This window comes from Mesorhizobium sp. LEGMi-168a, from assembly GCF_058312955.1.
The window spans coordinates 76,646-103,538 of the sequence record NZ_JBZEGV010000006.1 but is presented as its reverse complement, the minus strand read 5'-3'; the positions used below and the strand labels follow the sequence as shown (position 1 = coordinate 103,538).

The window sequence follows — 26,893 nt, the reverse complement described above, 5'->3', positions numbered from 1 at the left end:
GTCCAACGGAATTCCCGTTTCGCGTGCGTCGGGGGCTGCGGAATCGGCCCGCCTCAACCCTCCGTTAACCATCCGCCTTTACGGTTCGGTAAGTATGGCGCAACCGCGCCGCGCAAGCAGTGGTGACGATGTCCGGGGCCCAGCCTGAAACGAAAAGAGGGAGAAAGGGCATAGCCGTCAGCACGCTGCTGGTGGCTGCGAGCGTTCTTGCCTTGCTGCGCCCGGCGCCGGCCTTCGCGCAGGAAACCGAGCTGCGCGGCGAGGTCTCCGAATCGGCGATTCTGGCCGACCAGCAGCGCAAGGCGAGGCAATTGCGCGCGCAGGGATCGCTGGATCAGGCGGCTCCGGCGGCCCAGGCGGCCGAGGACCAGACACTGGCCAACCCCTATGAGCCGGCGAGCCCGGGCGCGGTGCCCGACGACGACCAGGCAGCAGGCGCGGCTGGGAGCATCTTCGACCAGCCGCAAGCGACCGACGACCCGTTCGCCGACGATCAGACCGCGGCCCAGCCCCGCCGGCCTTCGACGGCCAGGCAACGCACAACCGATGCCAATACGAAAAGCGATGCCAAAGCGGCCGGCAAGAAAAAGGCCAAGAACAAGAAGAAGCCCGGCCAGGCGACCGACAGCACGGCCAGCACCGCCTCTATAACCAGCGACAAGGCCGATCCCGCGGCCACCGATGAGGACGGTCCCAACCCCCGCGCCCTTACCATCGACAGCGTCGACAGGCAGAAGCTCGATCCCGGTGCAGAGCGTACCGACTCGATCGAAGGCCAGAAAGTCAAAGCCGAGGACGATCCCTTCGCCGCCACCGGCATCAAGGTCGGCACCTTCGTCTTCCGGCCGACACTGGAGCAGGGCTTCACCGCAACGTCCAATGCCGATGCCAGCAGCGGCGGCTCGTCGGCGGTGTTGTCCGAGACGGCGCTGCGTTTTTCCGCCACCTCTGACTGGCGTGAGAATTCGGCGCTGATCAACGGCTACGGGATATTCCGCAACACACTTTCGGGCCAGAAGATCAACGATGCGCAGGGCCGTATCGAGGGTCAGTTGAATGTCGACCTCGACCATGAGCTGCGCGCCATCGCCAAGCTCGGCTACGAAGCGGTGCCGGAATCGGCGTCCTCGCCCGATGCGATTGCCGGCGTCACCTCGCAGCCGCTGCGCCAGACCGTGGACGGCAGTCTCGGCATCGAGAAGGATGTCGGCAAGATGCGCTACACGCTGACCGGCGCGGTGACGCACGACTTTTTCGGCGATGCCAAGCTCTCGGATGGCACCGTCTTGTCGCAGAAGGCACGCGATTCCACGCTCTACTCGGCCACCTTGCGCACCGGCTACCAGGTGTCACCGGCCATCACCCCCTTCGCCGAGGTGGAAGCCGGCCGGCGGGTTTACGATCTGCGCCTCGACAGCAACGGTTTCGAGCGCTCCTCGACGCGGCTCGGCGCGCGAGCCGGCCTCGAGCTCGACATGGACGACAAACTCTCCGGCGAGTTCTCCGTCGGCTGGCTGCGCGAAGCCATCGACGACGACCGCCTGCCGGCCAATGCTGGCCCATACGTCAACGCCGATCTCAAATGGTCGCCCGAGCGCGGCACCATCATCGGTCTCACCGGAAGGACCATGATCGAGAGCACGACCGCGGCCAACGAGAGCGGCGACGTCCTCTACTCGGGCCGGCTCACCGGAGAGCGGCAGGTCCGCGCCAATCTGACGGCGAATTCGTCGCTTGGCCTCGATTGGCGCGACTATACCGGCTCCGACGGCCACGATCTGATCTTGAGCGCCGAGGCCGGGCTGACCTGGTGGCTGAACCGCTATGCCGGCCTCACCACGCGGGTGAGGACGGAGAAGCTCACCAGCAACCTGCCCGGCCGCAACTATGTCGCCAACAGCGTCTATCTCGGCCTGAAGGTACAGCGGTGACAGCACAACGGACCGAGGGTGGCCGGGTCAGGCGAACCTCACCTGAATAGCTGGGAATATCCTATAAGGCGGCTTCGCGCCGCTCCGCCGGCCGCACTTCATCCAGCAGCGTGCGGATGACCCCCGCCATGCTCGCATTCATGTCGTTGCGCCAGAGCGCGAAGGCGACATTGGCCTCGACGAAGCCTTCCGGCGAGCCGCAGTCGAAGGTGCGTCCCTTGTAATGATAGCCGTAGAAGGACTGCTGCTTCTCGAGCTTCAGCATCGCATCCGTCAGCTGGATCTCGTTGCCTGCGCCGCGCTCCTGGCTTTCGAGGATGCCGAAAATCTCCGGCTGCAGGATGTAGCGCCCGTTGATGAAGAGATTGGAGGGCGCCGTGCCCGGCTTCGGCTTCTCCACCATTTCGGTGATGCGGAAGCCGTGATGGGTATCCTCGCCGCGGCCGACGATGCCGTATTTGTGCGCTTCGGCCGGATCGCATTCCTGCACGGCGATGATGTTGTTGCCGGTCTCGGCATAGAGCTCGACCATGTCCTTCATGCAGCTTTTCTCCGACTGCATGATCATGTCTGGCAACAGCAGCGCGAACGGTTCGTCGCCGACAAGCTCGCGCGCGCACCAGACGGCATGGCCAAGCCCCATCGGCACCTGCTGGCGCGTGAAGCTGGTCTGCCCCGGCGCCGGCTGCAGCCGCTGCAGGCGGGCGAGTTGGTCGTCCTTGCCGCGCTGGGCCAGCGTGTCGTAGAGCTCGAACTGGACGTCGAAGTGATCCTCTATGACCGCCTTGTTGCGTCCGGTCACGAAGATGAAATGCTCGATGCCGGCGTCGCGCGCCTCATCGACAACATATTGGATGACCGGCCGGTCGACGACGGTCAGCATCTCCTTCGGAATGGCCTTGGTGGCTGGAAGAAACCGTGTGCCGAGGCCGGCGACCGGGAAAACTGCCTTGCGAACTCGCTTCATGCTCCACCCCATCCGTTTTGAGCCCATTATCCGCTCGGCGACGTGCTCCGCAATCCCCCTCGACATTTTCACGCCGGAATCATTTTCACGCCGGAAAGTTGGACTACCGAACGGCTGACTTAAAAATCCAAAGTTAAAAGCATCGGACCTTCTTTTCGTTCCAGGCGGTACCTATGGTAAACTAAATACTAACCCGGTTCGGCGTTGAATGATCCTTCCCAATTTGACGAAGGAGGAAAAGATGTCCGTTCGCAACACCGCAAGGCGCCTGACGGCACTGGCGACGGCCGCCGGCCTGACGCTTGCCTTGCTGATGCCCGCCGGACCTGCTTTCGCCGATGCCGGGTTCCGCCAGTGGGTCGCAGGCTTCCGCGCCACCGCGGTTGCGGGCGGCGTTTCCGGCGCTGTCTATGACCAGGCCATGAGAGGCATCGAGCCCGACCCGGTCGTGCTGGAAAAGGCCCAGACCCAGCCGGAATTCACCGCCCCGGCCTGGGATTATTTCGACAACCGCGTGCATGACCAGTCGGTGGCCAACGGACAGGCGATGGCGCGCAAATGGAAGCCGTGGCTGGACCGGATCGAGGCGCGGTTCGGTGTCGACCGCAACATCCTTCTCGCCATCTGGTCGATGGAATCGAACTATGGCGAGACCCTCAAGCGCGACGACATCATGCGCAACGTCATCCGTTCGTTGGCAACCCTTGCCTATGGCGATCCGAAGCGCTCGAAATATGCCCGCACCCAGCTGGTCGCCGCGCTCAAGATCCTGCAGACCGGCGACATCGACGAAAGCCACCTCATGGGCTCCTGGGCCGGCGCGATGGGCCAGACGCAATTCATCCCGACCAGCTACCAGCGCTATGCGGTCGACATGGACGGCAACGGCCGGCGCGACATCTGGAATTCGATCCCCGATGCGCTGGCGACCTCCGCCAACCTTTTGAAGAAGAACGGCTGGCAGGCCGGCAAGACCTGGGGCTACGAAGTGACACTGCCGGCCGGCAAGCTGCCCGGCGGATCGAAGACGCTGGCGCAATGGCGGGCGCTCGGCGTCGCCAGGGCCAACGGCAAGCCATTCAGGAACCTGACCGACAAGGCAACGCTGAAGGTGCCGGACGGCAGAGGCGGACCGGCATTCCTGATGATCCGGAACTTCTCGGTCATCAAGGCCTACAACAACGCCGACAAATACGCTTTAGCCGTCGGCTTGCTTGCCGATGAGATCGCCGGCGGCACCGGCCTTGTGCAGGACTGGCAGCGACCCTTCACCAAGCTCAGCTTCGAGGAACGCCAGGAATTGCAGAAGCGGCTTTCCGAGCACGGCTATTATGACGGCAAGTTCGACGGCAAGATCGGCGAAGGATCGAAGGCCGCCATCATGGCCTACCAGGCAAAGGCCGGCTTGACCCAGGATGGCTATCCGAGCCTGGAAGTGCTGAAATGGCTCCGCAAGCAATAGAGCCGTCCTTGGCGCGAAGTATCCTTTCAAAGCCGGAAAGGATGCTGTAGCGCTTCGGCTTGCGCATGACTTTCCGCGCTTTTGCATGGTCGTGCGCCAAGGGATGGAGAGGTGATTGGTTACGGTTGCGCGTATCTGGCTGATCGTTCGCCGCCTGCCGATCCTCGTTCTGGCCGTCGCCGTGCTCGCCGTCGCCGGCTCCAGCGCCTTTCATTCACCGGCTTTCGCGCAGGAAGAGGAAAGCCGCGGCTGGTCGCTGCGCGACCTCCTGTTCCCGCGCCGCAGCGAGCGCATCGAGCCGCCGGTCGAAATCCAGAAGGCCAGGCCGAAACCAAAGAAGAAACCCAAGCCGCGCCCGCCGGCCGAACCGGAAACGCCGATCGTCGAGAAGGCGCCGGACGCCCGTGTCGTGCTGGTGGTCGGCGATTTCCTGGCGGGCGGGCTGGCCGAGGGTCTCGACGACGCCTTTGCCGACAATCCGGTCGTCAGGATCGTTGTGCGCAGCAACGGCTCGTCCGGCTTCGTGCGCGACGATTTCTACAACTGGCCGGTCGAGATCAAGTCGCTGATCGAGACGGAGAAACCGTCCGTGGTGGTGGTCATGCTCGGCTCCAACGACCGCCAGCAGATGCGCGTCGGCGACGTGCGCGAGCAGCCGCGCTCCGAGACCTGGACCAAGGAATATGAGCGCCGCGCCGACGCGCTGGGCAAGGCCATTCAAGACACCAAGGTGCCGTTCCTGTGGGTCGGCATGCCGGCGTTCCGGGTGGCGAAGATGACCTCGGACATGCTGGCCTTCAACGACATCTATCATTCGGCCGCCCAGGCGCATGGCGGCGAGTTCGTCGATGTCTGGGACGGTTTCGTCGACGAGAACGGCGCCTTCGTCACCTCCGGTCCCGACATCAACGGCCAGCCGGTACGCCTGCGCTCGGACGACGGCATCAACGTCACCAAGGCCGGCAAGCGCAAGCTGGCCTTCTATACCGAAAAGCCGCTGGCGAAGATCCTGGGACTGGCGGCGCCGGGAAGCGTCACCACGGTTTCCGCGCCGGCCGGCGCCCCGGTCGAGGCGTCGAAGCCTGCCGCGGCCCCTGTCATCGTCGACCGCACACCGCCGATGCTGCTCAGCGACCCCGCGCTCGACGGCGGCACGGAACTGCTGGGCGCCGCCCCGCCCGCCAAGGCCGATCCGAACCTGCCCGGCGAAAAGCTGACCGTCGAAGGCAAGGCGCCGGCGGCCGCGCCTGGTCGCGCCGACGATTTTTCCTGGCCGCCGAAACCGGCAGCCGCGGCCGCCGCGGATACGACAACCGCGATCAATCGGTAGTTCTGCGGATCGGCACAGCCGGCCCGCAGCGCAGGATCTCAAACGGTCTCAGCGCGGCAGGACCGTTGACCCCATCAGCGCCTCGTCGATCGAGCGCGCCGCCTGGCGACCCTCGCGGATCGCCCAGACGACCAGCGACTGGCCGCGACGCACGTCGCCGGCCGCGTAGAGCTTGTCGATGCTGGTCCTGTAGTCGCGGTCGTTGGCCTCGACGTTTCGCGAGCGGCGGCTGTCGGTGACCACCTTTATCTCGCCGTCGAGCTCCTTCATCACGCTGTCGCTCGCCGGGCCGGCAAAGCCGATGGCGATGAAGGCGAGATCGGCGCGGATGACGAATTCGGTGCCGGCGATCGGCTTGCGCTTCTCGTCGACCTCGCAGCAGCGGACGCCGGTCAACTGGCCGTCCTCGCCGATGAATTCGAGCGTCGCCACCTGGAATTCGCGCTCGGCGCCTTCGGCCTGCGAGGAAGACGTGCGCATCTTGGTCGCCCAGTACGGCCAGACCGCGAGCTTGTCTTCCTTCTCCGGCGGCTGCGGGCGGATGTCGAGCTGCGTCACGCGCACCGCGCCCTGCCGGAAGGCGGTGCCGATGCAGTCGGACGCGGTGTCGCCGCCGCCGACCACGACGACATGCTGGCCGCTGGCGATGATCGGGTGCGAGGGCCAGGCCACCGACTGGATCGGCTCGCCGCCGACGCGGCGGTTCTGCTGCACCAGATAGGGCATGGCGTCATAGACGCCGCCGAGATCGTCGCCCGGAATGTTGGCCGGCCGCGGCGTTTCCGAACCACCGCAATAAAGCACCGCGTCATGGTCGGCGAGGAGCTCCGCGACCGGCTTGTCGACGCCGACATTGACGCCGCAATGGAAGCTCACGCCCTCACCCTGCATCTGCTCGATGCGCCGATCGATGTAATGCTTCTCGATCTTGAAGTCGGGAATGCCGTAGCGCATCAGTCCGCCCGGCCGGCTCTCGCGCTCATAGACATGCACGTCATGGCCGGCGCGGCCGAGTTGTTGCGCCGCCGACATGCCGGCCGGCCCGGAGCCGATGATGGCGACACGCTTGCCGGTCTTCTTCTCCGGCGGATAGGGCCGGATGTGACCGGTCTCGTAGGCCTTGTCGGCGATCGCCTGCTCGACTGTCTTGATGGCGACCGGAATGTCCTCGAGGTTCAGCGTGCAGGCTTCCTCGCAAGGCGCCGGGCAGATGCGGCCGGTGAACTCAGGGAAATTGTTGGTCGAGTGCAGGTTGCGGATCGCGTTGTCCCAGTCGCCGTTGTAGACGAGGTCGTTCCAGTCCGGGATCTGGTTGTGGATCGGGCAGCCGGTCGGCCCATGGCAGAACGGAATGCCGCAATCCATGCAGCGCGCGGCCTGTTTCTCGACCTCCTTGTCCGACATCGGCAGCGTGAATTCGCGGAAATGCCGGATGCGATCCGAGGCAGGCTGGTACTTGTGCACCTGCCGGTCGATTTCGAGAAAGCCTGTTACCTTGCCCATAGTCCAGTCCCTGCTGTCCGAAGGCACGCTCGAAAGCCTAGCTTGTCGGCGCACCCGTTAACCTCATAAGGCCGCCATGGCAACCTTGGTTCCGAGGTCAGGATTGTTGGTGAGGAGGCCGGCCGGGGCATTGTCTCCCCGGCCATGCCCGAAGCCTATTCCGCCGCCACGCTCATGCGCATGCGTTCCATCTCGATCAGCGCGCGGCGATACTCGACCGGCATGATTTTCCGGAATTTCGGCCGGAAGCTCTGCCAGTTGTCGAGGATCTCGCGGCCGCGCAGCGAGCCGGTGTAATGGACGTGGTTCGAGATCAGCTGATAGAGCCGCTCCTCATCGTGGCTGGTCATGTCGCCGGAGACGTCGACGCGTCCCTTGTGGTCGAGGTCGCCGCCATGATGGAGCAGCTTCTCCATCAGGTCGTCCTCTTCCGGAACCGGCTCCAGCTCGACCATCGCCATGTTGCAGCGCTCGGCGAAATCGCCTTTTTCGTCGAGCACATAGGCGACGCCGCCCGACATGCCGGCGGCGAAGTTGCGCCCCGTCTTGCCGATGACGACGACGATGCCGCCGGTCATGTATTCGCAGCCATGGTCGCCGACGCCTTCGACGACGGTGACGACGCCGGAGTTGCGCACGGCAAAACGCTCGCCGGCGACGCCGGCGAAATAGGCCTCGCCTTCGGTGGCGCCATAGAGCACCGTGTTGCCGACGATGATCGAGTCAGCAGCTACGATCTTGGCCTCTTCCGGCGGGCGGATGACGATGCGGCCGCCCGACAGGCCCTTGCCGACATAGTCGTTGCCGGCGCCGACCAGATCGAAGGAAACGCCGCGCGCGAGAAACGCGCCGAACGACTGCCCGGCCGTGCCGGTGAGCTTGACGGTGATCGTGTCCTCGCGCAGGCCCTTGTGCTTGAAGCGCTTGGCCACTTCGCCCGACAGCATCGCTCCGGCGGAGCGGTCGACATTGCGGATCGGCAGCTCGATGGTGACCGCCTGCTTGGCTTCGAGCGCCGGCTTCGCCAGCTCGATCAGCTTGCGGTCGAGCACGTCGTCGATCGGATGCTTCTGCCGCTCGGTCCAGTGCAGCGCCTCGTGCGGCGCGTCGGGCTTGAAGAACATCTTTGAGAAGTCGAGCCCACGCGCCTTCCAGTGCTGGATCACGTCGCGCTTCTCGAGCAGGTCGGTGTCGCCGATGATCTGGTCGAGATGGGTGAAGCCCATTTCGGCGAGCAGCGCGCGCACCTCTTCCGCCACGTAGAAGAAGAAGTTGATGACGTGCTCGGGCGTGCCCTTGAAGCGCTTGCGCAGCACCGGATCCTGCGTCGCCACGCCGACCGGGCAGGTGTTCAGGTGGCACTTGCGCATCATGATGCAGCCGGCCGCGATCAGCGGCGCGGTCGAGAAGCCGAACTCGTCGGCGCCGAGCAGCGCGCCGATGATGACGTCGCGTCCGGTGCGCAACCCGCCGTCGACCTGCAGCGCCACGCGTGAGCGCAGGCCGTTGAGCACCAGCGTCTGGTGCGTTTCGGCGAGACCCATTTCCCATGGGCTGCCGGCATGCTTGAGCGACGTCAGCGGCGAGGCGCCGGTGCCGCCGTCATAGCCGGAGATCGTGATGTGATCGGCGCGCGCCTTGGCGACGCCCGCCGCAACCGTGCCGACGCCGACCTCCGACACCAGCTTGACCGAGACATCGGCCGCCGGGTTGACGTTCTTCAAATCGTAGATCAGCTGCGCCAGATCCTCGATCGAATAGATGTCGTGATGCGGCGGCGGCGAGATCAGGCCGACGCCAGGCGTCGAATGCCTGACCTTGGCGATGGTCGCGTCGACCTTGTGTCCAGGCAGCTGACCGCCCTCGCCGGGCTTGGCGCCTTGCGCCACCTTAATCTGCATGACATCGGAATTGACGAGATATTCCGCCGTGACGCCGAAACGGCCCGACGCGACCTGCTTGATCGCCGAGCGTTCCGGATTCTTGCCGCCGCCAGGCAGCGGCAGATAGCGGTCGGCCTCTTCGCCACCCTCGCCGGTGTTCGACTTGCCGCCGATGGTGTTCATGGCGCGCGCCAGCGTGGTGTGCGCTTCCCTGGAGATCGAGCCGAACGACATCGCCCCGGTCGAGAAGCGCTTGACGATCTCGGCTGCCGGCATGACGTCGTCGATCGCGACCGTCTTGCGCCCGGTTTCCTCGGCGAGCTTGATCTTGAACAGGCCGCGGATGGTCTGCGCCCGCGCCGTCGCGCTGTCGATCTGCGCCGAATAGTCCTTAAAGGTGTCCCAGGAGCCCTGGCGCACGGCATGCTGCAAGGTGGCGACCGCGTCCGGCGACCACATATGCGCCTCGCCGCGCATGCGGAACATGTATTCGCCACCGACCTCGAGGCTGTTGCGCAGCACCGGGTCGTTGCCGAAGGCATCCGTATGGCGGGTGAGCGTCTCGGTCGCGATCTCGTCCAGCCCGACGCCTTCGATCAGCGTCGCGGTGCCGGTGAAATACTTCTCGACGAAGTCCGACTTGAGCCCGATGGCGTCGAAGATCTGCGCGCCGCAATAGGACTGATAGGTCGAGATGCCCATCTTGGACATCACCTTGAGGATACCCTTGCCGATCGACTTGATGTAGCGGGAGACGACTTCGTATTCGTCGACCTCCTCCGGCAGCTCGCCGCGCCTGTGCATGTCGAGCAGCGTGTCGAAGGCGAGATAGGGATTGATCGCCTCGGCGCCGTAGCCGGCCAGGCAGCAGAAATGATGCACCTCGCGCGGCTCGCCGGATTCCACGACCAGCCCGACCGCGGTGCGCAGGCCCTTGCGGATCAGGTGGTGATGCACCGCCGCGGTGGCGAGCAGCACGGGGATGGCGATCCGGTCCGGTCCGATCTGGCGATCTGACAGGATGATGATGTTGTAGCCGCCGGCGACCGCCGCCTCGGCCCGCTCGCAGAGCCGGTCGATGGCTCCCTGCAGGCCCGCAGCGCCTTCGTTCGAGGCATAGGTGATGTCGATCGTCTTGGTGTCGAAACGGTCCTCGGTATGGCCGATGGAGCGGATCTTCTCGAGATCGCCATTGGTCAGGATCGGCTGGCGCACTTCCAGCCGCTTGCGGCGCGACGTGCCGACAAGGTCGAAGATGTTCGGCCGCGGACCGATGAAGGACACTAGGCTCATCACCAGTTCCTCGCGGATCGGGTCGATCGGCGGGTTGGTGACCTGGGCGAAGTTCTGCTTGAAATAGGTGTAGAGCAGCTTCGACTTGTCCGACATCGCCGAGATCGGCGTGTCGGTGCCCATCGAGCCGACCGCTTCCTGGCCGGTGGTCGCCATCGGCGCCATCAGAAGCTTGGTGTCTTCCTGCGTGTAGCCGAAGGCCTGCTGTCGATCGAGCAGGCTGACATCCTTGCGCAACGCCCGCGGCTCGACCGGCTTCAGATCCTCAAGGATGAGCTGCGTGTTGGCGAGCCAGGTCTTGTACGGGTGCCTGGTCGCGATCTCCGACTTGATTTCCTCGTCGGAGATGATGCGGCCCTTGGCGAGGTCGATCAGAAGCATGCGGCCAGGCTGCAGCCGCCACTTCTGCACGATCTTTTCCTCCGGCACCGGCAGCACGCCGGCTTCCGAAGCCATGATGACGCGGTCGTCGTCGGTGACGATGTAGCGCGCCGGGCGCAGGCCGTTGCGATCGAGCGTCGCGCCGATCTGGCGTCCGTCGGTGAAGACGACCGCCGCCGGCCCGTCCCACGGCTCCATCAGCGCTGCATGGTACTCGTAGAAAGCCTTGCGGTCGGCGTCCATGAGCTTGTTGCCGGCCCAGGCTTCCGGGATCAGCATCATCATGGCATGGCTCAGGCTGTAGCCGCCCTGGAACAGGAACTCGAGCGCGTTGTCGAAGCACGCCGTGTCCGACTGGCCTTCGTAGGAGATCGGCCACAGCTTCGAGATGTTGTTGCCGAACAGCTCGGAATCGACCGAAGCCTGGCGCGCCGCCATCCAGTTGTTGTTGCCGCGCACCGTGTTGATCTCGCCATTATGCGCGACCATGCGGTAGGGATGCGCTAGCTTCCAGGACGGGAAGGTGTTGGTCGAGAAGCGCTGATGGACAAGGATCAGCGCGGTCTCGAAGCGCGGATCGTTGAGGTCCTTGTAGTAGGCGCCCACCTGGTAGGCCAGGAACATGCCCTTGTAGACGATGGTCCGCGCCGACAGCGACACGCAATAGGCGCCGATGTCCTTGTTGTCGTTCTCGGCGTAGATGCGGCCCGAGATCACCTTGCGCAGCAGGTAGAGCCTGGCCTCGTACTCCTCGTCATCGGTGATGTCGGGCGTGCGCCCGATGAACACCTGCCGGTGGGACGGCTCTGATGCGACGATATCCGGCGCCTTCGACAGCGACGAATTGTCGACCGGCACATCGCGGAAACCGAGCAGCGGCAGCCCTTCGGACTGCGCCGATTCGGCGATGATGTCCTCGATATGGGCGCGAAGGGCCGCGTCCTGCGGCATGAACCAGTGACCGACGCCGTACTGGCCGACTGGCGGCAGTTCGACGCCCTTGGCCGCCATCTCCTCGCGGAAGAACTGATCCGGTATCTGCACCAGCACGCCGGCGCCGTCGCCGACCAGCGGATCGGCGCCGACGGCGCCGCGATGGGTGAGGTTTTCCAGCATCGCCAGACCATCCTCGACGATCTGGTGCGACTTCACGCCCTTCATATTGGCGATGAAGCCGACGCCGCAGGCGTCATGCTCGTTGCGCGGATCGTAGAGGCCCTGCGCGGTCAAGCCGGTGGTGGTGCGAGTCGGATTTTTGACGGCTGCCGCTTTCGTCTGCGCGGCCTGGCCGTTGATCGCAGATGGCGTCAGTTCCGTCATCGTCCTATCCTCCGTTCCGCACCCTGTCGCTGCTTTGACTTGGGGCGCTGGTTTGCCTTGGGAAGCACAATGCTTCCCCTTCATCCTTGCTGCACGTCTCGCGAATTCTTGCCGAACCATTCGGCCATACGCCCGGTTCGCACCCGGTATCGTACAGGTCAGAGCGGAGCCGTCTACCCGCCGCTCGCGACAATGGCCGGAATGGCAGCGATGATACGCCAGTCCAGCCTGTTTTGTGCGACAAAATAAGACAGCACTACTGTCCTAAATTTTTTATGACAGAAATCAGGACCCCGCACAAGACCGATTCACAAAAATCTTGGCCACGCCGCGACACAAAATTTCGTGACGAGATCGAGAAACGTAAGCTTTGATCGTAGCCCCTTAACGCTGCCGGCTGGCTTCACCGCTTTGCCAACGATTGGCCCTTGCGCTTCGGGCGCCAAAGCAGTCAAGTCGCGCCCGTTTTGGCAACCACGATACGGACCTCTCGATGTTCTTTGCATCCGACAACTGGGCGGGCGTCCATCCCGACATTTCGGCCAATCTTTCCCGGCACGCGGCCGGCATCGCGACCGCCTATGGCGACGGCGACCTTGACCGGGCCGTCTACCGCCGCTTCAGCGAGATCTTCGATCGGGACGTCCAGGTGTTCTTCGTCGCGACCGGCACGGCGGCCAATGCGCTGTCGATGGCGGCGCTGAACCGTATCGGAGGCATCACGCTTTGCCATTCCGAAGCGCATATGAATGTCGATGAATTCGGCGCAGCGGGCTTCTATACCGGCGGCGCGCGCATGGCGCCTGTTCCGGGTCCATTGGGACGCATTAACCCGCAGGCTCTGGACAGGGCTATCAAACGCTATTCCCAGGACCTTGCACCCGCCGGCCAGCCGATGGCGGTGACGATCACCCAGGCGACAGAGGTCGGCACGGTCTATACCGTCGACGACGTCAAGGCGATTGCCGAGGTCAGCCGGGGTCACAAACTGCCGCTGCATATGGACGGCGCGCGCTTCGCCAACGCGATTGCCGCGACCGATGTCACGCCGGCGGAAATGACCTGGAAGAGCGGCGTCGACCTTATCTCCTTTGGCGCCACCAAGAACGGCTGCTGGATGGCCGACGCGGTGGTGATCTTCAACCCGGAAGTCGGCCGGGATCTGCGCCTGCTGCGCCAGCGCGCCGGGCAGACCTTTTCCAAGGCGCGCTTCATCTCGGCCCAGTTCGAAGCCTATCTCAACGACGACCTGTGGCTGAGGATGGCCCGGCATGCCAATACGATGGCCGCGCATCTGGCCGAGACCATCGAGGACGCGCCGGCGGGCAGGCTCGCCTGGCTGCCGCAGGCCAACGAGGTGTTCGCGATCCTCGACCGCGGCACTGCCGAAAAGCTGCAGGCGGCCGGCGCCAAATTCTATGAATGGGGCGTGCCGCAGGGTTTTGACGGCCATCTCGGCGACAATGAAGCGATCTACCGCTTCGTCGCCAGCTTCGCCACGACGGCGGAAGAGATTGATCGTCTTGGCGCTCTGCTCGCTGGGTAGCTGACAAAAAAGCGGCGCCTCTCGGCGCCGCTTTCGTCTCGGGAGGGAGACTTGATCTTACATATGGAGCCTGCGGGTTACGCGGCAGCCTTGGCTGCGATCTGCTTGGCCTTGCCCGAAGACGAGGTGATCGCGATCTTGCGCGGCTTGAGCTCCTCGGGGATGTTGCGCTTGAGGTCGACGAAGAGCAGGCCGTTCTTCAGCGTGGCGCCCTCGACCTCGACGTGGTCGGCGAGCTGGAAGCGGCGCTCAAAGGCGCGCGAGGCAATGCCGCGATAGAGCAGCTCGGAACCTTCGCTGTCGTTCTCTTCCTTGCGCTCGCCCTTGACGGTCAGCACGTTGCGGTGCGCCTCGATCGAGATCTCGTCTTCCGAGAAACCGGCAACAGCCATCGAGATGCGATAGGCGTTCTCGCCGGTGCGCTCGATATTGTAGGGCGGATAGGTCTGCGCGCTCTCGGGTTGGCCGAGCGTATCGAGCATGGTGAAGAGCCGGTCGAAGCCGACGGTCGAACGATAAAGCGGGGAAAAATCAACGTGACGCATGGTGTGTTCTCCTGTTGAGCAACATGGTTTGCGTGTGACCCGGTGCGGAACCCTCGAAAGGCGTCCCGGATAGGCCAGCGGCCCCGACATCGGCGGCCGCAATCTCCATTTGGGAAGCGCAAAAGCCCATTTCAAGAACTTCGGGCGATCAACTTCCCTTCGATCTTTCCGCCCGATGAACGCCAGATGAACCGCGGCTTCGGCATCCGTTCAGGCTCACCTCGCTAAGCTGCAGCCAAGATGACAGACATGCGGCGCCTCGATCGGACGCCGCGACGAGGCCGAACCGGGTGCAACGTCCCTTCCTCCCGGATCGACAGAGGCCGGAAGCGCGCCGCAAGCGCTTCCGGCCTCCCCGCTCAGCCCAAATCCCAGCAACGCCTTTGCTTTTGGCGCATGGCCGTCTATCACCATGGCAACGCCTGGCCCGTTCGGGCAAAGAGCAATCAACGAAGCGCCGAATGACGGATCTTTTCCACCAGACCGAGGGCAATCCGCAGCCCGAAAATGCCGGCGGCGGCTTTTTCACCACCCGCGACGGCAAGAAGATCCGCTATGGCGTCTTCGGCGCGGTCGCCCGCCCGCTGCAGGGCACGGTGGTGCTGCTGACCGGCCGCAACGAGTGCATCGAGAAATATTTCGAGACCATCCGCAACCTCGCCGACCGCGGCTTCAGCGTCGCTGTCCTCGACTGGCGCGGCCAGGGCGATTCCAGCCGCCTGCTGCGCGACCGCCAGCGCGGCTATGTCCGTAGCTTCCGCGACTACACCCGTGATCTCGAGCAATTCTTCGAGGAGATCGTGCTGCCGGATTGCCGCGGCCCCTATTACATCCTCGCCCATTCGACCGGAGCGGTGATTGCGCTGCTTGCCTCGCCGTCGATGGTCAATCGGGTGCGCCGCATGGTGCTGATCGCACCCTTCCTGGCCGTGCCCGACTTGCCGGTTTCGATAACCACCGTGCGGCGCGTCTGCACGGTGTTCTGCGCGCTGGGCCTCGGCTGGCTTTATGCCGCTCTGGGGCCGCGGCCGAAATTGCCGACGCCTTTCGAAACCAACAAGGTGACCTCGGATCCCGAGCGCTACCGCCGCAACACCGGCATCTACAAGGCCTGGCCACACCTCGCGCTCGGCGGCCCGACCATCCGCTGGCTGAAGGCTGCCGCCGAGGCCTCCGAGGCGATCAGCGACCCGGACTTCATGGCAGGAATCCGGGTGCCGATGCTGGTTGTCGCCGCCGGCGCCGACCAGGTCGTCTCGACCAAGGAAGTGGAAGCCTACGCCAGGCGGCTGCGCGTCGGCTCGCTGTTGATGATAGACGGCGCGCATCACGAGATCCTGCAGGAGAAGGATCTTTACCGCGAGCAGTTCCTCGCGGCCTTCGATGCTTTTGTTCCCGGAACCGGCGACAGCGCTTGACCGGCCGCGCCGGCACGCTCGTCCTGAGAGCCAGTCCGCGGCGGCGCTCCCCGACCGATGGGCAAACTTCGCCGCCTCGGCGCTTATTCCCGTTCGGGTGGCGAGCGCTAGGTTGCTGTCCAGGAGGTCACGCCAGTCGATAGAGACCGGGAGGAGAGAACATGAACGCATCGAACACGCTGCCGCGTCAGGGCCATCGCCTGCTGCAGATTGGCGTCGCCCTCTTGCTGTTTTCATCATTCGAAGGGTTTGCGATCCCATACCTCGCCGCGCCGCGGCTCGGATTGTCCGCGCACACGCTCAGCGGCCTGCAGGGCGTTCTCCTGCTGGCGCTGGGTCTCATGTGGCCCAGGCTCAATCTCGGTGCCGCAATGTCGCGGGTTGCATTCTGGTTCCTGATCTATTCGGCCTTGGCCATCCTGGCCGCCTATGTGATGGCCAGCATCTGGGGCGCCGGCAACGAGACGATGCCGCTGGCGGCCGGAGCCTTCCACGGCAGCGCCTTCCAGGAAGGCGTGATCAAAGGAGTAGGGTATTCGTCTGCGCCGACCGGCCTGATCTCTTTCGCCCTCATCCTGTGGGGCCTGCGTCTCGCGGGCGCTCCGTCCACCGACGCATAGAGCATGATCCCGAAAGTGGGAACCGGTTTCGGGACAAGGACATGCGTAAAATCAAAAACCTAAAGCGCACGGAGCGAATCTGAAAGATCGCGACACGCTTTAGAGCGAGATGCTCAGCCGCGTAGCGCCGCCATCGCCGCGGCGTGCAATTCCGGCGTCGCCGCCGCCAATATGTCGCCGCCCTTTTCCGCCGGCCCGCCCTCGAAGGTGGTGACCACGCCGCCCGCCTTCTCGATGATCGGGATCAGCGCCACGATGTCATAGGGTTTCAAGCCGGGATCGGCGACAATGTCGACGCTTCCCGCGGCCACCATGGCGAAGGCGTAGCAGTCGGTGCCGTAGCGGGCGAGCTGCACCTGCTTCTCGAACTCATCGTAGCGATTGCGCGCCTCGCCCTTGAACAGCGCCGGCGTGGTGGTGAACAGCGTCGCTTGCGAAAGCTCCGTCGTCTTGCGGGTCGTGAGCTTGCGCTGGCCGCCTGGACCTTCGTAATGCGAGCCGGAGGCATTGGCATAGAACAGCTCGCCGGTGAAAGGTTGCGACATCAGGCCCGCGACGGCATCGCCGTCGACCGTCAGCCCAACCAGCGTTCCCCACACCGGCAGGCCGGAGATGAAGGCGCGCGTGCCGTCGATCGGGTCGATGACCCAGACATGCCGGCTCGAAATGTTCTCGCTGCCATGCTCTTCGCCAAGAATGCCGTGATCGGGGTATTCCGCCGTTATCAGCGCCCGGATGGCGCGCTCGGCCTCGCGATCGGCCTCCGTCACCGGATCGAAGCTTTCCGCCTGCTTGTTGGCGACCGCGCCCTGGCTGCGGAAGCGCGGCAAGGTCTCGGCGGCCGCGGCACACGCTATGCGCCGTATGAAATCGATGCTGACGTCCAACTCACTCTCCCCGTTGCGGCAGCCATCGGCAGCCGCTGTTTCCGCCGGAAGAGAAGCGTGAAGCCGGGGTCAGGCGCTTCCCTCCTGTTGCCCCAATGTCACACCTCAGCCGCCGAAGCGGAATTTCCACATCATATTGAATTAAAAAACCCTGAAGTCGATTGACATTTGTGCATCGCACAATAGTTTTGTTCTCGGACAGGTTACTCTGTCCATGCCCTCCTTGGGCGTTTCCTCCCTAGACTTCGACCGTGTCGTGAAAACGATGCGGTCTTTTTTTAGGCCGCGAACGGCCGCGTCGCGGTCATTCCGCAGCGAGCGGCAGGTCGACGAAATGATGGTCGGGTATCGACATCACCTCGGCCGAAAACCGCGTCAGGTCGTCGGCAAGTGCGTCGAAGCCGGCCGATTTCTGAAAAGTCCGTTCGTTCATGTAAAGCCCGCGATTGACCTCGATCTGCAGCGCGTGGAGATGACGTGCCGGCCGCCCGTAATGCTCGGTGATGAAGCCGCCGGCATAAGGCTTGTTGTGCGCGACCGCGTAGCCCATGCCGGTCAGCAGGCCGATCGCCGTCTCAGTCAGAGCCGCGGTCGCGGAAATGCCGAAGCGGTCGCCGATGATGAAATCCGGCCGCACCCCGTTGTCGCCGACCCGGATGCTAGCCGGCATCGAGTGGCAGTCGATGAGCACGGCGTAGCCGAACCTGGCATGGGTCCTGGTCAACAGCCGCTTCAACGTCTCGTGATACGGCTTGTAGACGGTCTCTATGCGCCCCACCGCCTCGGAGAGCGGCAGGCGCCCGGCATAGATGTCTAGCCCCTCCCCGACCAGCTTCGGCACGGTGCCGAGCCCGCCGGCGACGCGGGCCGATCGAATGTTGCAGAAGGACGGCACCGGCTCCGCGAACATGCGCGGATCGAGCTCCCATGGCTCGCGGTTGACGTCGAGATAGGCGCGCGGGAAGTTCGCCGCCAGCATCGGCGCGCCGAGCGCGACGGCGCCGCCGAAAAGCTCATCGACATAGCAATCCTCCGACCGGCGTATGGCGTTGCGGTCGAGCCGCGCCATGGCGAGGAAGCGCTCGGGATAGTGGCGGCCGCTATGCGGCGAATTGAACAGGAAAGGGACGCGTTGCTCGGCGCCCGATCGGATTTCGAAGGGTGGTACGATCGAAAAATCCTCGGCTGCCGTCTTCAATTTGAACGAACCAGCAAACAGCAATGCATCATGATGCGAAACTGCCATCTTGCGCCCGGCATGTCCAGCATTTCAGCCTCGCGAAACGGCTGGCCCTAGCGGCAAGGACAAGGCCAACGTTCACTTGATGTTTACCGTCTCCTCCTCATATACAGGATGGTTAACGGGCTTGCCCGTCGGCAGGCTTGGGGTGGTGATTCGGACGGGACAACATGGCACGCATTTTGCTGGCGGAAGACGATGACGATATGCGCCGGTTCCTCGTCAAGGCGCTGGAACGAGCCGGCTATCAGGTAAGCGATTTCGACAACGGCGCCAGCGCCTATGAGCGGCTGCGCGAGGAGCCATTCTCGCTGCTTCTGACCGACATCGTCATGCCCGAGATGGACGGCATCGAGCTTGCCCGTCGGGCCACCGAGATCGATCCGGACCTCAAGGTGATGTTCATCACCGGTTTTGCCGCCGTCGCGCTCAATCCGGATTCCAAGGCGCCCAAGGACGCCAAGGTGCTGTCGAAGCCTTTCCATCTGCGCGACCTCGTCAACGAGGTCGAGAAGATGCTGCAGGCCGCCTGAACGGTCTTCCGGCAAGGCATAAGCGCTTCTCGCCGCTGCGGCAAAACGGAGCCCTCTTTTCTTATTCCTGCTATTGACGCGCCGGACCAAAAATGGTGTATGCGCGGCTTCGGATGGGCGTGTAGCTCAGCGGGAGAGCACTGCATTGACATTGCAGGGGTCACAAGTTCAATCCTTGTCACGCCCACCATCCAACTCCTTGGTTTTGCTGAATAAACAAACCTAGGCTGCCCTCCGAAGAACCGTCAATTGGCTACTGGCTCCACTCTGGCTCCAGGGAACGCTAATTATGGCTTCGATCCCCAAACACCGAGACAAATATCAGGCCCGCATTCGTAGGCAGGGCTATTCCACGTTGACCAAGACGTTCCACCGCCCGAGCTTCCGTTCACCGATGTCGCATTTATGATTTTATGCAGTCCGTGAATACTCCACCGCCTAAAAGGCGGTGGCTTCAGTTACGGCTCAAAGCCGGATCGGTCCGCCTGCGGCGGACGGAGTGCGAACTCAGATGACGTTGAAGTTGTCATCGGGCTCTGCCGGCGTCTGGTTCTTGATGTATTCAGCCCACATATCGTCCGTCACATTGCCGCTGCTCACAACCCAATAGCCCCGCGCCCACAGATGCTGGCCCCAGTAGCGCCTGCGCAATATCGCGAACTCGCTCAACAGCTTGTGCGAACTACGCCCTTTCAGATGCTGCACCGCTCGCGATACCGACAGCCGCGGCGGGATCGACACCAGCATGTGCACATGGTCCCGATTGATCGACCCGGCGTGCACAACCATCTCATGCGCTCGCGCCGTCTCGCGCAATAGTTCCCGGCAACGCTGGCCAACGTCGCCGCCAAGCACCGCGTAGCGGTACTTCGTCACCCAAACCAGATGATATTTGCAGTCCCAAATCGTATGGTTGCCATGCTTGTAGCTCTCCATTCAATCAACATACAGCACAACCGCCGCAACCCGGCCGCCTAAAGGCGGGGGAGTTCAAGACCCCTATCGGGGACTTTAAATTCTTCAGCGGCTGAACAACGGAATGTTCGCCGGTTCTGCCGTATCGCTCGGCATGCATGGAGAATATTGTGGCAAACTGGCTTCGATCCGATCCCTTTATGAAGGGCGCGCTGCTTATGGTGGCTATCGCGCTTTGGTGTATTTGGATGGCCATCGCCTCGCTTGATCCGAACTGGCATACTCATTCCTGGCCAGCGCGTCTGGTGGCGCTAATGCCGCCGATGGCACGATTTGCTTTTCACGCAGCGCTGGCTCTTTTTTGCGGGCTTGTTGGAATTGGGCTTGCGCGGATTAGGCTTAACATCGATCAAATCGATGTCAGACTGGACGGAATACGCGCAAAGAGCGTGGTAGGATGGCAGGAGGCACGTTGGGCTGACGTTGACCGCATTCTCCATCGCGCCACCTCGCCGTTTCCGGCAATCGCAGTAGTGCGCAAGGACCCCACGTTCATGGACCACCTGTTGCTGAGAAGCAGGTTTGGGGTGTTGCTTCGGCCAGATGCCTACGACCGCGCTCTCCGGCAAATCCCTCCCCAATACACGAAGCTGCTGCAGGCCTATCCGTCTCTCGTTCAGCGGCCACCCGCCGCCCGGCCAATGGGAAGGGTTCCGGAAGCACTGAAGCACCTGGCGATTGTTATCCCTCTTTCGGTCGGCGGAGTTATCCTGCGCCGCTACGATCTCTTCGCGTTCAAGGTTGCCATTTCCCTGCTCGCGGGTGGCTTTTCGGTCTACGCGCTATGGATGTTGCGCCGCCTTTGGCACGATCCTGCGCCCCAAGGAGATGCACGCTGGGTGTTTTACCTGCTTGCTTCATTGCTCACAGGAATGAGCATTGGGATGGCGTATTTTCTCTACCTTTTGTGGATCCCGTAGGCGAGCGTGTGTCGCCACGGTCATTTGAGCTCGCATCGGTCGAGAAGGATCGCGCCTGGTCGGCGACGGCCTCGATCTTGGCCAGGTCGCTGCCCCCCGGTTATGACGATGTGCGATCCGGCTTGAGCGAACGCCAGGGCGGCAGCCTTGCCGATATTTTGACCGGCCGCGGTGACGACCGCTAGCCGCCCCCCCCAAGCCCGGAACTTCCATTTGCTCACGCGTAGTCACAATCGCCTTGATGGATCGCGATTTTGGCAAGCGAAACCAGATTTGCCGGCGAAACGCAAATCCCCCGCGCGGGGCATCGGCTCAGACGCCTGCTACCGCCAAGAAGCTCTTCATCCTGGCGACGGCGAGATCGGGGTTTGTGAGCAAGCCAGCCTTGTCGGCGAGGCGAAACACGTCTGCGTAATGGCATATGCCGCGCGCCGACTGCATGCCGCCGACCATGGTGAAATGATCCTGATGTCCGTTCAGCCAGGCCATGAAGACGATGCCGGCCTTATAATACTCGGTTGGGGCCTCAAATATCTTGCGCGACAGCGGCACGGTCGGCGCCATCAGCGCGTCGTAGCCGACCCGGTCGCCCGCGCCGAGCTTCGCCAGCGCGGCGTTGGCCACCGGCGCAATGGCGTCGAAGATGCCGAGCAGCGCATGCGAATGGTTCTTGCCATCGCCGGCGATCAGCTCCGGATAATTGAAATCATCGCCCGTGAACATCACCACGCCTTCCGGCAGGCGGTTGCGCAGCAACACCTCCTTGCCCGCGTCGAGCAGCGAGATCTTTATGCCTTCAACCTTGTCGGCATGGCGTTCGATGATGGCGACGACGGTGTCGAGCGCAGCGTCAAAGTCGTCGCTCCCCCAATATCCTTTCAGAGCCGGATCGAACATGTCGCCCAGCCAGTGCAGGATCACCTTGCCCGACGCTTGGCTGAGGATGCGGTCGTAAACGCGCGTGTAGTCATCCGGCCCCTTGGCCACTGCCGCCAGCGCGCGGCTTGCCATCATGATCGCCTTGCCGCCCTCGCCTTCGATGAAAGCGAACTGCTCCTCATAGGCACTGATCACGTCGTCCAGCGTCCTTGCGGCCGCCGGCGCCAGATGGTCGGTGCCGGCGCCGGAAGCGAGATCGGCACCCTTCACCGTGCGCGCCTCGGCGATCGAGCGGCGGATTAGTTCCTTCGCGCTCGCCCAGTCGAAACCCATGCCGCGCTGTGAGGTATCCATCGCTTCGGCGATGCGGAAACCGAGCCGCCACAGATGATGGCGAAAAGCCATGGTCCTGTCCCAGTCGACCGCAGCCCGAGACCAGGGATCGGTCATGGCGAAAGGATCGGCGACGACATGGGCCGCGGCATAGGCGATACGCGGGAAAGCCGCGCCGATGATCGCGTCCACCGGTTGGCCGACCAGCCGGTAGCCGACGCGGTCGCCACTCTCCGCAGGCAGGATGATGTCCATGCAAATCTCCCTTTGCGGCAGCCCTATAAATGGAACGTTCCAATAAATCAAGAACCTTTATGATTCTGGCAACTGAAGCGATTCAATGCCCCATCCCGACGTCAAAGTCTTGCATTTGCGACTGATCCATCAATTTTTTGAATTCCGTGCGAATCCCGATTGACTCCGGTTTGGCATGATGTTTAGAACGTTCCAATAAATTTGGCGCCAAACACGGAGGACTGCGCGGACATGGCCAGCCGGGCCAAGGCGACGATCCTGGACATTGCCCGCGAGGCCGGCGTGTCCAAATCGACGGTATCGCTCGTGCTGCAGGGCAGCGGGCTGATTCGGCCTGAAACCGCGACCAAAGTCCGCAAGGCGATCGAGGATGTCGGCTATGTCTACAACCGCGGCGCCGCCAATCTGCGCAAGGCGCATTCCAACGTCATCGGCATGGTGATCAACGACCTCACCAATCCCTTCTTCGCGGAGCTTGCGGTCGGCATGGAGCGCGTCTTCCAGGCGGCCGGCATCGTGCCCTTCATCGCCAACACGGCGGAAAATCCGATACGCCAGGAAGAGGTGCTGAAGTCGCTGATGGAGCAGGGCGTCGCAGGCCTTATCGTGTCACCGGCACGCGGCACCACGCCGGGCGCTTTCCGCCGCATCGAGGCGGCAGGCGTGCCGATCGTCTTTGCCATGCGCCGCCTGCCCGAGAGCCGCATCCCCGCGATCGCGCCCGACAACCATCGCGGCGCCTTTCTCGCCACCCAGCATCTCATCGGCAAGGGGCATCGCCGGCTGGCCTTCTTCGGCGGCTCCTCGGACCTGGTGGTCTATCACGACCGCTTGGGCGGCTTCCTCGAAGCCTGCGAGACTCACGGCATTCCCGCCACCGATAGGACCATCGTCGAAGGCGAGACCAGCCGCAAAGGCGGCATGGCCTGCCTGGAGACTGCCCTTGCGGCATTCGAGCCGCCGACGGCAGCCCTTTGCTTCAACGATGCCGTCGCTTTCGGCGTCATGCTGGCGCTGCGCAAGCGCGGCCTCGAGGCCGGCGCGGATTTTGCCGTGGTCGGCTTCGACGATGTCGCCGAGGCCGAACACTACATCCCTGCGCTCACGAGCGTCGCCGTCGACACCGCCGGCCTCGGCGAGCGCGCCGCCCACGTCATGCTGAAGATGATCCAGTCGCGCACCACGCGCGCCGAGGATCATATCGGCGCGGTCAGCCTGGCCGTCAGGGAAAGCTGCGGGCCGGATCGCAATGCGCGCGGCGCTGGAATGGGAGACGCGGCATGAGCGTGAGATGGGGCCTGATCGGCGCGAGCACGATCGCCAAACAATTCATGATCGACGCCATCCGCGCTCAAGGCGATGGCGAGATCGCCGCCGTGATGAGCTCCAATCCGGACCGCGCCGAGGCCTATGCCCGGGAAAACGGCATTCCGGCCGCCGTCACGAGCCTCGATGCGCTGCTTAGCGGTGACATCGACGCCGTCTACATCTCGACCACCAACGAACTGCACCTCGAACAGGGGCTTGCCGCGATCAAGGCAGGCAAGCATGTGCTCTGCGAAAAGCCGTTGGCGCTGACCAGCGCCGATGCGCGCAAGATGGTTGCGGCCGCCAAGGAAGCCGGCATCGTGTTCGGCACCAACCACCATCTGCGCAATGCCGGTGCGCACCGCGCGATGCGCGAGGCGATTACCGCCGGCCGCATCGGCAAGCCGATCGCCGCGCGCGTCTTCCATTCCGTCTATCTGCCGGAGAACCTGCAGGGCTGGCGCATCGCCAGGCCCGAAGCCGGCGGCGGCGTGGTGCTCGACATCACGGTGCATGACGCCGACACGCTGCGCTTCGTGCTCGGCGACGATCCGGTCGAAATCTCGGCCTTCACGCAGTCGGCCGGCATGGCCGGCGGCGGGCTGGAGGACGGCGCCATGTGCATCTGGCGCTTCAAGTCGGGCGTCATCGCGCAATCGCATGAGGGCTTCACGACGAAGTTCGCCGGCACCGGCTTCGAGGTGCATGGATCGGAAGGCTCGCTCATCGCCAGCAATGTGATGACGCAGAAACCGGTCGGTTCCGTTTTGCTGCGCACGGCAAGCGGCGAGGAAGAACTGAGCTTCGACCGCGGGGACCTCTACACGAGATCGCTGCGCCAGTTCCATGCCGCCATCCGCGGCGAGGGCCAGCCCTCTGCCACCGGCGAGGACGGCGTCTGGTCGCTGGCAGCGGCCGAGGCGGCTTTGCTGTCGGCGAAGACCGGCAAGACCGTTTCGATCGATCCGAAACTCGGGAGCGGAATTTGAGCAAGGTCGTTTCCGCAGCACAGGCCGCCAGCCTGATCAAGGACGGCATGGTCGTCTCGGTGTCGTCGTCGAGCGGCCTCGGCTGCCCGGATGCCGTGCTTGCCGCGATCGGCGAGCGCTTCGACGCGGAAGGCCATCCGACGGCGATCACCACGCTGCATCCGATCGCCGCCGGCGACATGTATGGCATTAAGGGCATCGACCATCTGGCAAAGCCAGGCTTGCTGAAGCGCACGCTCTGCGGCTCCTACCCGTCCGGTCCTTCCTCCGCCGAGCCGCCGCGGATCTGGAAGATGATCGGCGACAATTCGGTCGCCGCCTATAACGTGCCTTCGGGTATCCTGTTCGATATGCATCGCGAGGCCGCCGCCAAACGGCCTGGCGTGCTGACCAAGGTTGGTCTCGACACCTTCGCCGACCCGCGCCACCAGGGCTGCGCCATGAACGCGGCTGCCAGCGAGCCGATCGTCTCGGTCGAGCAGTTCGACGGCGAGGAATGGCTCTATTTCCGCGCCATTGTCCCCAACATCTCGATCATCCGCGCCACCACGGCCGACGAGCGCGGCAATCTCACCTACGAGCATGAGGGCGCCTATCTCGGCGGGCTGGAGCAGGCGCTGGCGGCCCGCAACAATGGCGGCATCGTCATTGCGCAGGTCAAGCGCGTCGTCGAGAACGGCACGCTGAAGCCGCACGATGTCCGCGTTCCCGGCGTGCTGGTCGACCATATCGTCGTCGCGCCCGACCAGTTGCAGACGACCCAGACGCCTTACGACCCGGCGATCTCGGGCGAGATCTTCCGGCCGCTATCTTCCTTCCGCACGCCGGAGATGAACATCCAGAAGGTGATCGCGCGCCGCGTCGCCATGGAATTGCGCGACGGCATGGCCGTCAATATCGGCTTCGGCATCTCGGCCAACGTGCCGCGCATCCTCTTGGAGGAAGGCCAGCACGGCAAGGTCACCTGGGTGATCGAGCAGGGCGCGGTCGGTGGCGTGCCGCTGCTCGACTTCAAGTTCGGCTGCGCTTCCAACGCCGAGGCGATCATGCCCTCGCCGCACCAGTTCATCTATTTCCAGGCCGGCGGCTTCGACGCCTCGCTGCTTTCCTTCCTGCAGATCGACCGCCACGGCTCGGTCAATGTTTCGAAGCTTTCGGCACGGCCGCATGTCACCGCCGGCGCCGGCGGCTTCGTCGACATCACGGCGCGGGCGAAGAAGATCGTCTTCTCCGGCTTCTTCAACGCCGGCGCAAAGCTGTCGCTGGCCGACGGTGCCATCCGCATCGACCAGGAAGGCAAGGTCAAGAAGGTAGTCGATGAGGTCGAGCACATCTCGTTCTCCGGCAAGCGAGCGGTCGCGCAAGGGCAGGACATCACCTATGTCACCGAGCGCTGCGTGATGAAGCTGACGCCGGGCGGGCTGATGGTGACGGAGCTGGCGCTCGGCATCGACCTCGAACGCGATGTGCTGGCACAGGCCGAGATTCCGCTTGCCATCGCCAACGATCTGAAGGTGACGCCCGCGTCGCTCTACCAGGACCGGCCGATCGGCCTCTCGCTCAACGGCGGCGCTTCGCTCGGAGGCGCGCATGGCTGAGCGCCTCGTCACTTTCGAAACCGACGGCGCAGTCGGCATCGTCACCTTGCGCCGGCCGGAAAAGTTCAACGCGCTCGACATCCCGATGCTGCGCGCGCTCGAAGCGGCGCTGGACGAGGCGGAACTGGCCGAGGGCGTCCGCGTCGTGCTTCTCCGCGGCGAAGGCAAAGGTTTTTGCGCCGGCGGCGACGTCGAGGCATGGGCACAATTAAGCGCCGCCGACTTCCAGGTGCAATGGGTGCGCTTTGGCCATCGCGTCTTCGACCGGCTGGCGCGTCTGCGGCAACCGACCATCGCCGTGCTGTCCGGCCATGCGCTGGGCGGCGGGCTGGAACTGGCCGCGGCCTGTGACTTTCGCGTCGCCGAAACCCAGGTGAAGCTCGGCTTCCCCGAAACCTCGATCGGCGTCGTGCCGGGCTGGTCGGGCACGCAGCGCGCCGTACGTCGCTTCGGCGCGCAGGCGGTGCGGCGCATGGCGCTGGGCGGCGAGATCTTTCTGGCGGCCGACGCGCTCGCGCTTGGCATCGTCGACCGCGTCGTCGAAACCGGCAAGGCATACGACGAAGCTAAAGCCTGGGCAGAAAAAATCGCCGAGCGGGGGCCGCTGGCGACCGAGGCCGCCAAGCTGATGATCGGCATCGCCGAAGGCGAGGAAGACGCTGCCGCCACGGAAGCGCTTGCCAGTGGCTTCATTGCGCTGACCGGCGACCTCAAGGCCGGCGTCGGCGCCTTCAAGGCCAAGCGGAAGCCGGCCTTTTCGAGATCCTAGAGAAAGCA

General features: G+C 63.9%; 21 protein-coding genes and 1 tRNA gene. 14 read left to right on the top strand and 8 right to left on the bottom strand.

What is annotated here, in order from left to right; translation table 11 throughout:
* The first annotated feature begins 128 nt into the window (after positions 1 to 128).
* A complete protein-coding gene (locus AC4FWB_RS10800) occupies positions 129 to 1,931 on the top strand; it encodes an outer membrane beta-barrel protein (protein ID WP_491025988.1) in 1,803 nt (600 codons plus the stop codon).
* 61 nt (positions 1,932 to 1,992) lie between these two features.
* Here AC4FWB_RS10800 and galU read toward each other — a convergent pair whose 3' ends face one another.
* Positions 1,993 to 2,898 carry a UTP--glucose-1-phosphate uridylyltransferase GalU gene (galU, locus tag AC4FWB_RS10795; RefSeq protein WP_491025987.1) on the bottom strand — a complete coding sequence of 302 codons (906 nt, stop codon included), beginning with the start codon at positions 2,896 to 2,898 and terminating at the stop codon, positions 1,993 to 1,995.
* A gap of 241 nt (positions 2,899 to 3,139) precedes the next feature.
* On the opposite strand from galU, the gene AC4FWB_RS10790 reads away from it, so the two are divergent.
* Positions 3,140 to 4,360: a lytic murein transglycosylase gene (locus tag AC4FWB_RS10790; protein WP_491025986.1), complete on the top strand. Its 1,221-nt coding sequence runs from the start codon at positions 3,140 to 3,142 to the stop codon at positions 4,358 to 4,360.
* A 115-nt stretch (positions 4,361 to 4,475) separates the two neighbouring features.
* Positions 4,476 to 5,690, top strand: a complete 1,215-nt coding sequence (locus AC4FWB_RS10785) for an SGNH/GDSL hydrolase family protein (RefSeq protein ID WP_491025985.1) — start codon at positions 4,476 to 4,478, stop codon at positions 5,688 to 5,690.
* A gap of 48 nt (positions 5,691 to 5,738) precedes the next feature.
* On the opposite strand, the gene AC4FWB_RS10780 is transcribed toward AC4FWB_RS10785, so the two are convergent.
* Together AC4FWB_RS10780 and gltB are read right to left on the bottom strand one after the other, a co-directional pair.
* Positions 5,739 to 7,193, bottom strand: a complete 1,455-nt coding sequence (locus tag AC4FWB_RS10780; protein WP_491025984.1) for a glutamate synthase subunit beta — start codon at positions 7,191 to 7,193, stop codon at positions 5,739 to 5,741.
* A 155-nt stretch (positions 7,194 to 7,348) separates the two neighbouring features.
* Positions 7,349 to 12,070: a glutamate synthase large subunit gene (gene gltB, locus AC4FWB_RS10775; RefSeq protein WP_491025983.1), complete on the bottom strand. Its 4,722-nt coding sequence runs from the start codon at positions 12,068 to 12,070 to the stop codon at positions 7,349 to 7,351.
* A gap of 493 nt (positions 12,071 to 12,563) precedes the next feature.
* Between gltB and AC4FWB_RS10770 the strand changes: the two genes are divergently transcribed.
* Complete coding sequence (locus AC4FWB_RS10770) at positions 12,564 to 13,616, top strand: threonine aldolase family protein (RefSeq protein ID WP_491025982.1); 1,053 nt, start codon at positions 12,564 to 12,566, stop codon at positions 13,614 to 13,616.
* Between the two features lie 77 nt (positions 13,617 to 13,693).
* On the opposite strand, the gene AC4FWB_RS10765 is transcribed toward AC4FWB_RS10770, so the two are convergent.
* Positions 13,694 to 14,161: an Hsp20 family protein gene (locus tag AC4FWB_RS10765; RefSeq protein WP_491025981.1), complete on the bottom strand. Its 468-nt coding sequence runs from the start codon at positions 14,159 to 14,161 to the stop codon at positions 13,694 to 13,696.
* A gap of 461 nt (positions 14,162 to 14,622) precedes the next feature.
* On the opposite strand from AC4FWB_RS10765, the gene AC4FWB_RS10760 reads away from it, so the two are divergent.
* Positions 14,623 to 15,579 (top strand): alpha/beta fold hydrolase, encoded by a 957-nt coding sequence (locus AC4FWB_RS10760; protein ID WP_491025980.1) that lies wholly within the window; start codon positions 14,623 to 14,625, stop codon positions 15,577 to 15,579.
* 161 nt (positions 15,580 to 15,740) lie between these two features.
* A complete protein-coding gene (locus AC4FWB_RS10755; protein ID WP_491025979.1) occupies positions 15,741 to 16,199 on the top strand; it encodes a styrene oxide isomerase in 459 nt (152 codons plus the stop codon).
* A gap of 113 nt (positions 16,200 to 16,312) precedes the next feature.
* Here AC4FWB_RS10755 and hisN read toward each other — a convergent pair whose 3' ends face one another.
* Positions 16,313 to 17,086, bottom strand: coding sequence for a histidinol-phosphatase (gene hisN, locus AC4FWB_RS10750; RefSeq protein WP_491025978.1), 774 nt, complete (start codon positions 17,084 to 17,086; stop codon positions 16,313 to 16,315).
* 304 nt (positions 17,087 to 17,390) lie between these two features.
* Entirely contained in the window at positions 17,391 to 18,332 is a 942-nt protein-coding gene (locus AC4FWB_RS10745) for an N-formylglutamate amidohydrolase (protein ID WP_491025977.1), read from the bottom strand.
* A gap of 164 nt (positions 18,333 to 18,496) precedes the next feature.
* Here AC4FWB_RS10745 and cpdR point away from each other — a divergent pair, with 164 nt between their 5' ends.
* Complete coding sequence (gene cpdR, locus AC4FWB_RS10740; RefSeq protein ID WP_006199474.1) at positions 18,497 to 18,859, top strand: cell cycle two-component system response regulator CpdR; 363 nt, start codon at positions 18,497 to 18,499, stop codon at positions 18,857 to 18,859.
* Positions 18,860 to 18,974: 115 nt separating this feature from the next.
* A tRNA-Val gene (locus AC4FWB_RS10735) sits at positions 18,975 to 19,049 on the top strand.
* Positions 19,050 to 19,366: 317 nt separating this feature from the next.
* On the opposite strand, the gene tnpA is transcribed toward AC4FWB_RS10735, so the two are convergent.
* A complete protein-coding gene (tnpA, locus tag AC4FWB_RS10730; protein ID WP_491025976.1) occupies positions 19,367 to 19,795 on the bottom strand; it encodes an IS200/IS605 family transposase in 429 nt (142 codons plus the stop codon).
* Between the two features lie 149 nt (positions 19,796 to 19,944).
* On the opposite strand from tnpA, the gene AC4FWB_RS10725 reads away from it, so the two are divergent.
* Positions 19,945 to 20,754 (top strand): hypothetical protein, encoded by an 810-nt coding sequence (locus tag AC4FWB_RS10725; RefSeq protein ID WP_491025975.1) that lies wholly within the window; start codon positions 19,945 to 19,947, stop codon positions 20,752 to 20,754.
* An 8-nt stretch (positions 20,755 to 20,762) separates the two neighbouring features.
* Positions 20,763 to 20,939: a hypothetical protein gene (locus tag AC4FWB_RS10720; RefSeq protein WP_491025974.1), complete on the top strand. Its 177-nt coding sequence runs from the start codon at positions 20,763 to 20,765 to the stop codon at positions 20,937 to 20,939.
* Between the two features lie 127 nt (positions 20,940 to 21,066).
* Here AC4FWB_RS10720 and AC4FWB_RS10715 read toward each other — a convergent pair whose 3' ends face one another.
* Positions 21,067 to 22,221, bottom strand: coding sequence for a dihydrodipicolinate synthase family protein (locus AC4FWB_RS10715; protein WP_491025973.1), 1,155 nt, complete (start codon positions 22,219 to 22,221; stop codon positions 21,067 to 21,069).
* 231 nt (positions 22,222 to 22,452) lie between these two features.
* On the opposite strand from AC4FWB_RS10715, the gene AC4FWB_RS10710 reads away from it, so the two are divergent.
* The 4 genes from AC4FWB_RS10710 to AC4FWB_RS10695 are packed head-to-tail and all read left to right on the top strand — an operon-like array spanning position 22,453 to position 26,885.
* Entirely contained in the window at positions 22,453 to 23,505 is a 1,053-nt protein-coding gene (locus tag AC4FWB_RS10710; RefSeq protein ID WP_491025972.1) for a LacI family DNA-binding transcriptional regulator, read from the top strand.
* Entirely contained in the window at positions 23,502 to 24,518 is a 1,017-nt protein-coding gene (locus tag AC4FWB_RS10705) for a Gfo/Idh/MocA family protein (protein WP_491025971.1), read from the top strand. Before AC4FWB_RS10710 ends, AC4FWB_RS10705 begins: the two co-directional genes overlap by 4 nt.
* Positions 24,515 to 26,116 carry an acyl CoA:acetate/3-ketoacid CoA transferase gene (locus AC4FWB_RS10700; protein ID WP_491025970.1) on the top strand — a complete coding sequence of 534 codons (1,602 nt, stop codon included), beginning with the start codon at positions 24,515 to 24,517 and terminating at the stop codon, positions 26,114 to 26,116. Before AC4FWB_RS10705 ends, AC4FWB_RS10700 begins: the two co-directional genes overlap by 4 nt.
* Entirely contained in the window at positions 26,109 to 26,885 is a 777-nt protein-coding gene (locus AC4FWB_RS10695; protein WP_491025969.1) for an enoyl-CoA hydratase/isomerase family protein, read from the top strand. Before AC4FWB_RS10700 ends, AC4FWB_RS10695 begins: the two co-directional genes overlap by 8 nt.
* Positions 26,886 to 26,893: the final 8 nt, after the last annotated feature.